Genomic DNA, 7,519 nt, shown 5'->3' with positions numbered 1-7,519 from the left:
CTCGCAACTGATATTAGGAGACTGATTGAAGTCACCCCCGGGGCGGACCTCATTTGCCGAAAACGAATTTTCGACGACGGCAATGTAGCCGCGGAGTTCGACCTTAAGCTTCGCGTCCATGATCATCAGCGCAAGACCCATCACGTTCGCCGCACCGCCCATGTCCTTCTTCATCAACAGCATGGAGGAGGCCGGCTTGATGTCGAGACCGCCGGTATCGAAGCAGACGCCCTTGCCGACAAGCGTAACCTTGCGGTGGCCCTTCTTTCCCCAGCGCAGTTCCAGAAGCCGTGGCGCGTCGACGCTGGCGCGGCCGACGGTGTGGACCAGTGGGAAGTTCTCCTTCAGCAGATCATCGCCGATGGTGACCGACATTTCCGCCTTGTAGTGCTCGGCCAGGCCGCGGAAGGCAGCTTCGAGCTGTTCGGGGCCCATGTCATTGGTCGGTGTGTTGATGAGATCGCGAGCGAGGAACACGCCTGCGAGCTGACGCTTGATATCCGCGCCATCGGCATCGCGCGGGATCATCAGCGTCGCGGCTGCCTGCTTGTCGGAACGATAGCGGTCGAAACGGTAGCTACCGAGACCGAAACCGAGCGACAGGCGGTTTGCCGTCAGCGGTGCGGTTTCGATATGCCAGTCGCCGGCGGGCAGTGAACGGGCAAGCTTGCCGGTGATATAGGGCTGCTCCGATGGATTGGCGCCGAGGCCGAAAAGCGCGCCGCCGAGATGGCCGGCGGCGGTCGGGATCAGCAGCAGCGAGCCGCTTTCCGCCTTGTAGCCTGCCTTCTTCGCCCAATCGAGCGCGATCGGATCGATCGTGCCGGTCTCGATATGCGCCGGCGTGACCGCGAAGATCGGCAATGTGGAACCGCCTTTCGTGTTGAAAGGCGTCGGTCTCTCGATGAACTGATAGGGGGCCATATTTATCCTTCGACGATGTCCGGGAATCGTTTTTTTAACGGTCCGTTAGGGTTAACAGACTATTGCTGGAGTGAAGATTGCGTCAAACCTTTCCCTGTTCCGCTTAGAGGTCAAACGCCAGTTTCTGAATTCAGGAAAGCGCAATGCCTCTCCCCGCCATCCATCCATTCAAGAACCGTATTTTCCAGTGCGTCACCGCAGCGCTGGTGGTCACCGCGCTCGCCGGTTGCTCGACGACCAAGGACAAGATGACGACGGGTTCGGTGCCGAAGCTGACAAAGCCCGTCGAAACCATGGATGCGAACGAGCTTCACGCAATGACGGACCGGGTCGGGCAGGCCTACGAGAAAAATCCCCGCGATCCGGTAAACGGCGTCAACTACGCCAACCTGCTGCGCATGGCCGGGCGCGACGCGCAGGCGCTTGCCGTCATGCAGCAGGTTGCGATTTCCAATCCCAAAGACCGCAATGTCCTGGCTGCCTACGGCAAGGCCCAGGCAGCCGCAGGACAGTTCCAGCAAGCGCTCGACACGATCGGCCGGGCGCAAACCCCGGACCGGCCCGACTGGAAGCTCATTTCTGCCCAGGGCGCGATTTTCGACCAGATGGGTAAGCCCAGCGATGCGCGAGCACGTTATCGCGATGCGCTGGACATCATGCCGAACGAGCCTTCCGTGCTTTCAAATCTCGGCATGTCCTACGTGCTGACAGGCGATCTCAGGACCGCCGAAACCTATCTCAAGCAGGCGGCGAGCCAGCCGGGCGCCGATAGCCGCGTCAGGCAGAACCTCGCCCTTGCTGTCGGCCTGCAGGGACGTTTTTCGGAGGCCGAAGAGATCGCCCGCCGCGAACTCGCGCCGCAGCAGGCAGACGCCAACGTCGCCTATTTGCGTTCAATGCTTTCCCAGCAGAATTCCTGGCAGAAACTCGCGGCGAAGGACAGCGCGCCGGCAAGCAACACCAACTGATCTCCGACTACCGAAGCATCGCGCCGGAGAAGATCAAGCGCAAACCCAGCCCGCCCATGACAAGCCCAGCAGCGCGGTCGATCCAGTGTTTGGCGGCCAAATAGACCTGGCGTGGACGGCGCGCGGAGAAAGCCAGCGCCACGATCGAATACCATCCGGCCTCAATCGCGAAGATTCCGATCGGCAGACCGATCATGACACCTGCGGGTACGGTTTTCGGCAGAAACGCTGCGAATATGCTGGCATAGACGATGATGGTCTTCGGATTGCTGAGCTGCGTCAGCAGCGCCATCGAGAAACTGCGGCCGAGCGACGCCCTGCCCTCGACCGCACCGGACACCTCCAGAGGTGCCTTCGCGCCCTGCCAGATGCGAAACGCGATATAGACGAGATAGGCACCGCCTGCAAACTTCAGCACCAGATAGAGCCACGCGAATTGCGTCAGCAAAGCCGTCAGGCCTGCGAGCGCAAGAATGCCGAACATGACGCCGCCGACACCCATCCCGAGTGCCGCTGCCAGGCCATCAAGGCGCGAGCGGGAAATGGCGATGCGGGAGACGACGACGAAGCTCGGGCCGGGGCTCATCGCTCCGACCATCAGTGCTGCAAAAATGCTGGTGAGGATGGCTGCAGAAGACATGAAGGCTCGCTCCTGATTTCGAAAAACGCCAGGCGAGCGGCGGTCACATCAGCGCTTCCGATGGTCTTCGATCGCGTTCGCCAGTCACGCGAAACTACGGCTAGCTGGTTTCCGCCCCGCCTGCAAGCGGCATCAGAACCTGTCGGCGACCTGGATGCCGGCCGGGCCGAGGATGACGGCGACGAGTACGGGAAGGAAGAACAAAATCATCGGAACGGTCAGCTTCGGCGGCAGGGCAGCCGCCTTCTTTTCAGCCTCGTTCATGCGCTCGTCGCGGCCTTCCTGTGCGAGAACGCGCAGCGCCTGCGCAATCGGCGTGCCGTAACGGTCGGCCTGGATGAGGGCCTGGGTGACAGATCGCACGAGATCGATCTGCGTGCGCGTGCCGAGGTTTTCGAGCGCCTGACGGCGGTCCGGCAGGAAGGAAAGCTCGGCCGTCGTCAGCACCATTTCTTCGGCAAGCGGCGGCGACTGTTCGCCGAGCTCTTCCGACACGCGGCGCATCGCGGCTTCGATCGAGATACCGGACTCGACGCAAATCAGCATCAGGTCGAGCGCATCCGGCCAGGCACGCTTGATCGAATGCTGACGCTTCGACATGCGGTTCGAGATAAAGATGTTCGGCGCATAAAAACCGAGATAGCCCGTGCCGATCATAGCAAGCAGGCGGATAGGAAGAGGCTTGGTTGCGAGATTGCCGAGACCGAAAATCCAAAAGGCAGCGAGGGCAAGGAAAACGAAGGGCAGAAGGAAGCGGGCGACGAGGAAGGTGTTCAGAGCGTTTTCCGAGCGGTAGCCGGCTGCGCGCAGCTTGTTCATCGTGTTTTCGTCGACCAGCGCTTTGCGCAGATTGAAGCGCTCGACGATCTGGCGAACAGAGCGATTGTTTTGGTTGCGAAGCGACGCCTTGTTTCCCGCCTCCGTGTTCATCCGGGCGCGCTCGCGTGCGCGAATCTGATCACGCTCCGTCGAAACAGCGCGCATGCGCTTGTTCAGGTCGCCGCGCTCGAAGAAGGGAACGGCGATCGTGTAGAAGGTCGCAAAGACAGCGATCGCAACAAGAAGCGCGACCAGCATGGCCGGATCGGTCAATCGCGCTGCAAGATCTGCTGACATGACGCTTGCCTCCGGCTAGATGTCGAAATTGACCATGTTGCGCATGACGAAGATGCCGATCGACATCCAGACCGCCGATGCACCCATGATGAAGTGCCCCCGCGGATCGGTGAACAGAACCATCATGTATTGCGGTGACGTGAGGTAGACGAGCGTGGCGACGATAAAGGGCAAAGCGCCGATGATGACGGCGGAAGCCTTGGCCTCCATCGACAGCGCCTTCACCTTGGCCTTCATCTTCTTGCGGTCGCGGAGAACCTTCGAAAGATTGCCGATCGCTTCGGAAAGATTGCCGCCGGCCTGCGACTGAATGGCGATGACGATCGCAAAGAAGCTTACTTCCTGCAGCGGCATGTAGTTGGTCATGCGAGCACAGGCGTCGGGAATACTGAGGCCGACCTGCTGCGATTCCACGACCCGGCGAAATTCGGTTTTCACCGGATCGCGGCCCTCGTTTGCGATAAGGCGGATCGCGTCGTTCAGCGGCAGGCCGGATTTGATCGAACGCACGATGACGTCGAGCGCGTTCGGAAATTCGTCGAGGAACTTGTTCTGGCGGCGCTTTATCAGGAAGCCCAGGATCCATCGTGGCAGGCCGAGGCCGGCAACGACCGGAAGCGCAAGTACGACCAGCATCGGCGCGCCGGCAAGCAGCGCAATCAGCATCAGGAACAGGCCGAAGGCCGCGCTGAACATGTAGAATTTGGCGGGCGTGACCGCAAAGCCCGCCTGGGTCAGGCGGGACTTCAGGGACAATTTCCGTTTTGTGTTTTCCTGCTGGCGCTTTTCGAGGTCCTTGAGATTGTCCTGCACCGACTTGCGGCGTTTCGACATTTCCTGGACACGGTCCCGTGCGGCCTTGACCTTCACCCGGTCGGTCTCGGTTGAAGCGACGCGGTTGACGCGATTGGCGGCTTTCTTCTCGGTCTCCATACGGCTGAAGAGCAGGCCATAGCAAACCGCGCCCGCAGCGACCGCGACCAGCACGATGATGGCGAGCACTATCGGGTCGACACCGAACATCATACTTCCTTCGACTTTGCTTCCATCTCATCCAAGGCGGCGGCCAGGCGCTTTTCCTCGTTGTAGTAGCGCGCGCGATCCCAAAAATTCGGCTTGCCGATACCGGTCGACAAATGACGGCCGATCAGTCGGCCGCCAGCGTCCTCGCCTTCGATCTCGTAGCGCATCAGATCCTGGGTGATGATCACGTCGCCTTCCATGCCGATCACTTCGGTGATCGCCGTGATGCGTCGCGAGCCGTCGCGAAGACGCGCTGCCTGAATGATGACGTCGATCGAGCCGGCGATGATTTCGCGAACGGTCTTTGCCGGAAGACTGTAGCCGCCCATGGCGATCATGGATTCGATACGGCTCAGGCATTCGCGCGGCGAGTTCGAGTGGATCGTTCCCATCGAGCCGTCATGACCGGTATTCATCGCCTGCAGAAGGTCGAAAACCTCCGGTCCGCGCACTTCGCCGACGATGATGCGTTCCGGACGCATGCGAAGGCAGTTCTTGACGAGATCACGCATGGTGATCTCGCCTTCGCCTTCGATGTTCGGCGGGCGGGTTTCGAGCCTGACCACATGCGGCTGCTGCAGCTGCAGTTCCGCCGTATCCTCGCAGGTGATGACGCGCTCGTCTCTGTCGATATAGTTCGTCAGGCAGTTCAGGAGCGTCGTCTTGCCGGAACCGGTACCACCGGAGATCACGACGTTGCAGCGCACCCGGCCAATGATCTGCAAGAGTGTTGCGCCTTCAGGCGTGATCGCGCCGAAGCGGACGAGCTGATCGAGCGTCAGCTTGTCCTTCTTGAATTTACGGATCGTGAGCGCCGGGCCGTCGATGGCGAGCGGCGGGGCGATGACGTTGACACGCGAACCATCGGGAAGACGGGCGTCGCAGATCGGGCTCGATTCATCGACGCGGCGGCCGACCTGGCTGACGATGCGCTGGCAGATCGAGAGAAGCTGGCCGTTGTCGCGGAAGCGAATTTCCGATTCGACCGTCTTGCCGCCGACTTCGATGAAGGTCTTGCCGGCGCCGTTGACCATGATGTCGGCGATGTCGTCGCGCGCGAGCAGCGGTTCCAGCGGGCCGTAGCCGAGAACATCGTTGCAGATGTCTTCGAGCAGCTCTTCCTGCTCGGATATCGACATCGCGAAGTTCTTGATGGTGATGATATCGTTGACGATGTCGCGAATTTCTTCGCGAGCGCTTTCGGCATCGAGCTTGGCAAGCTGGGACAGGTCGATCGTATCGATCAGCGCCGAAAAGACCTGCGCCTTGGTGTCGTAATATTCATCGGTGCGGGCCGGCCGCCGGCGCTGGGGGGACTGCATCGGTGGCGGTGTCACCTGGGGCCGGCCAGGCTCTCTTGCCGGCTCGACCAGCACGGCGGGCGCGGAAGAAGGGGCCGCCGCGGCAGGCGGCGGTGGCGGTGCGCTTACGGCACCGCCCTTTCCGAAGCCTTCATTTCCGCGTTTTCCGAACATACCACAAATCCAATCTACTCGTTTTCGTCACTACTTGGCGCGCTTCAGCAGCCCCATCAGCCCGCCGCGCTTCGCCTTCTTGATGGCCACACGGCCGGTGACGATGTGTGCCAGCTGCGAGAAGGTTTCGGCGGTTGGCGATTTCGGATCTATCTCCGAGATCATCCGACCGCTATTGGCGGCATTGCCAAACAGACCGATATCGAAAGGAATGATCGCGATCGGCTCGATCTCGAGCGGTTCGCAGAAATCGGACGGAGCGATTTCCGGCCGCTTCGGCATGCCGACCTGATTGAGGATCAGATGCGGCATCTTATCGTTCGGGCGCAGCTTGCGCAGGGCATCGAGCATGTTCTTTGCGTTGCGCAGGTTCGCAAGATCGGGAACGGCGCAGATAACGACCTCATCGGCGGCAGCCAGGACCGAGCGCGTCCATTCCGACCAGGCGTGCGGAACATCGAGCACCGTCACCGGCGCACTGCGCTGTAGGACTTCAAGGACCGGCTGAAATGCCTGGCCATCGAAATCGTAGGCCCGATCAAGTAGCGACGGTGCTGCAAGCAGCGACAGGTGTTCGGAACATTTCGTCAGCAATCGGTCGAGAAAGACCTCGTCCAACCGATCGGGAGCGAAGACCGCCTCGGCGATCCCTTGCGTCGGGTCCTGGTCGAAATCGATGTTTGCCGTTCCGTAAGGCAGATCGAGATCGGCGAGGATCGTCTCGGTCGAGAAGAGATTGGAGATGCCGAAAGCGCAATTGTGGGCGATCGTCGAGGCGCCGGCGCCTCCCTTGGATCCGATGAAGGCAATGCTGCGGCCAAGCGGCTCGGAATCCGGGTCGACGAAAATCGACGCCATGGCCATCAGGCCGTCCGGCATCGCGATCGGCTGGACCATGTATTCGGAAATGCCGTGGCGGATCAGCTCGCGGTAAAGCGCGATGTCGTTGTAGTAGCCGATGATAACGACCTTGGTGCTCGGATCGCAGACCGCCGCAAGCGGCGCAAGCTCTGAGAGCAGGCTTGCCGCATTGGCCTTGGTTTCGAGGATGATCAGGTTGGGGGTCGGAGCGCTGGCGAACATGTTCGCAGCAGCCGCAATGCCGCCGCTGGTGATCCGCAGGCTGACCTTCGCCATCCGCCGGTCGTTGCCGCAACGCTCCATCACCCGCTGAAGCGCCTCACTTTCGCAGAAAGCATGCACGGAAATACGCGGCAGCGGCCGCATATTTTCCAGCTCGCCCATGCGAACGGCGTCTTCCGCATGCTGGAGCTCCGTCGTGTTCTTGATCTCGTATTCGATCGGGCTCATCGGCTGGATCCGCTCCTCATTAGAAGGTGCCTGAATTGTCGTGTTCAAGGACGGTCCTGTAT

Annotated in this window: 7 protein-coding genes; 1 reads left to right on the top strand and 6 read right to left on the bottom strand. The window is 60.9% G+C overall.

Translation table 11 applies throughout. The features are described 5' to 3' along the window. Positions 1-924: leucyl aminopeptidase family protein (locus C9413_RS24420; RefSeq protein ID WP_170251008.1), on the bottom strand; the 924-nt coding region annotated here is incomplete at its 3' end. Positions 925-1,067: 143 nt separating this feature from the next. Here C9413_RS24420 and C9413_RS24415 point away from each other — a divergent pair. Then, the gene (locus tag C9413_RS24415) at positions 1,068-1,892 is read left to right on the top strand and encodes a tetratricopeptide repeat protein (protein ID WP_039843577.1); all 825 of its coding nucleotides are present in this window, start codon (positions 1,068-1,070) and stop codon (positions 1,890-1,892) included. Positions 1,893-1,899: 7 nt separating this feature from the next. Here the strand turns inward: C9413_RS24415 and C9413_RS24410 are convergent, their stop codons facing one another. The 5 genes from C9413_RS24410 to C9413_RS24390 form a co-directional block, all read right to left on the bottom strand. Then, the gene (locus C9413_RS24410; RefSeq protein WP_039843576.1) at positions 1,900-2,532 is read right to left on the bottom strand and encodes a LysE family transporter; all 633 of its coding nucleotides are present in this window, start codon (positions 2,530-2,532) and stop codon (positions 1,900-1,902) included. Positions 2,533-2,664: 132 nt separating this feature from the next. After that, entirely contained in the window at positions 2,665-3,648 is a 984-nt protein-coding gene (locus C9413_RS24405; protein ID WP_039843575.1) for a type II secretion system F family protein, read from the bottom strand. Positions 3,649-3,663: 15 nt separating this feature from the next. Further along, positions 3,664-4,671 carry a type II secretion system F family protein gene (locus C9413_RS24400; protein WP_039843574.1) on the bottom strand — a complete coding sequence of 336 codons (1,008 nt, stop codon included), beginning with the start codon at positions 4,669-4,671 and terminating at the stop codon, positions 3,664-3,666. Beyond that, positions 4,671-6,146, bottom strand: coding sequence for a CpaF family protein (locus C9413_RS24395; protein WP_039843573.1), 1,476 nt, complete (start codon positions 6,144-6,146; stop codon positions 4,671-4,673). Before C9413_RS24395 ends, C9413_RS24400 begins: the two co-directional genes overlap by 1 nt. Positions 6,147-6,176: 30 nt before the next feature. Beyond that, the gene (locus tag C9413_RS24390; RefSeq protein ID WP_170251007.1) at positions 6,177-7,457 is read right to left on the bottom strand and encodes a CpaE family protein; all 1,281 of its coding nucleotides are present in this window, start codon (positions 7,455-7,457) and stop codon (positions 6,177-6,179) included. Positions 7,458-7,519: the final 62 nt, after the last annotated feature.

The organism is Rhizobium sp. SEMIA 4085, from assembly GCF_013004495.1.
Taxonomy (GTDB): Bacteria; Pseudomonadota; Alphaproteobacteria; order Rhizobiales; family Rhizobiaceae; genus Rhizobium; species Rhizobium gallicum.
This window is presented reverse-complemented; position numbering and strand designations above follow the sequence as displayed.

Coding starts and splice junctions, on each gene's coding strand:
- C9413_RS24410 (WP_039843576.1), bottom strand. CDS start 2,532: ATGTCTTCTGCAGCCATCCTCACCAGCATTTTTGCAGCACTGATGGTC.
- C9413_RS24405 (WP_039843575.1), bottom strand. CDS start 3,648: ATGTCAGCAGATCTTGCAGCGCGATTGACCGATCCGGCCATGCTGGTC.
- C9413_RS24415 (WP_039843577.1), top strand. CDS start 1,068: ATGCCTCTCCCCGCCATCCATCCATTCAAGAACCGTATTTTCCAGTGC.
- C9413_RS24395 (WP_039843573.1), bottom strand. CDS start 6,146: ATGTTCGGAAAACGCGGAAATGAAGGCTTCGGAAAGGGCGGTGCCGTA.
- C9413_RS24400 (WP_039843574.1), bottom strand. CDS start 4,671: ATGTTCGGTGTCGACCCGATAGTGCTCGCCATCATCGTGCTGGTCGCG.
- C9413_RS24390 (WP_170251007.1), bottom strand. CDS start 7,457: ATGAGCCCGATCGAATACGAGATCAAGAACACGACGGAGCTCCAGCAT.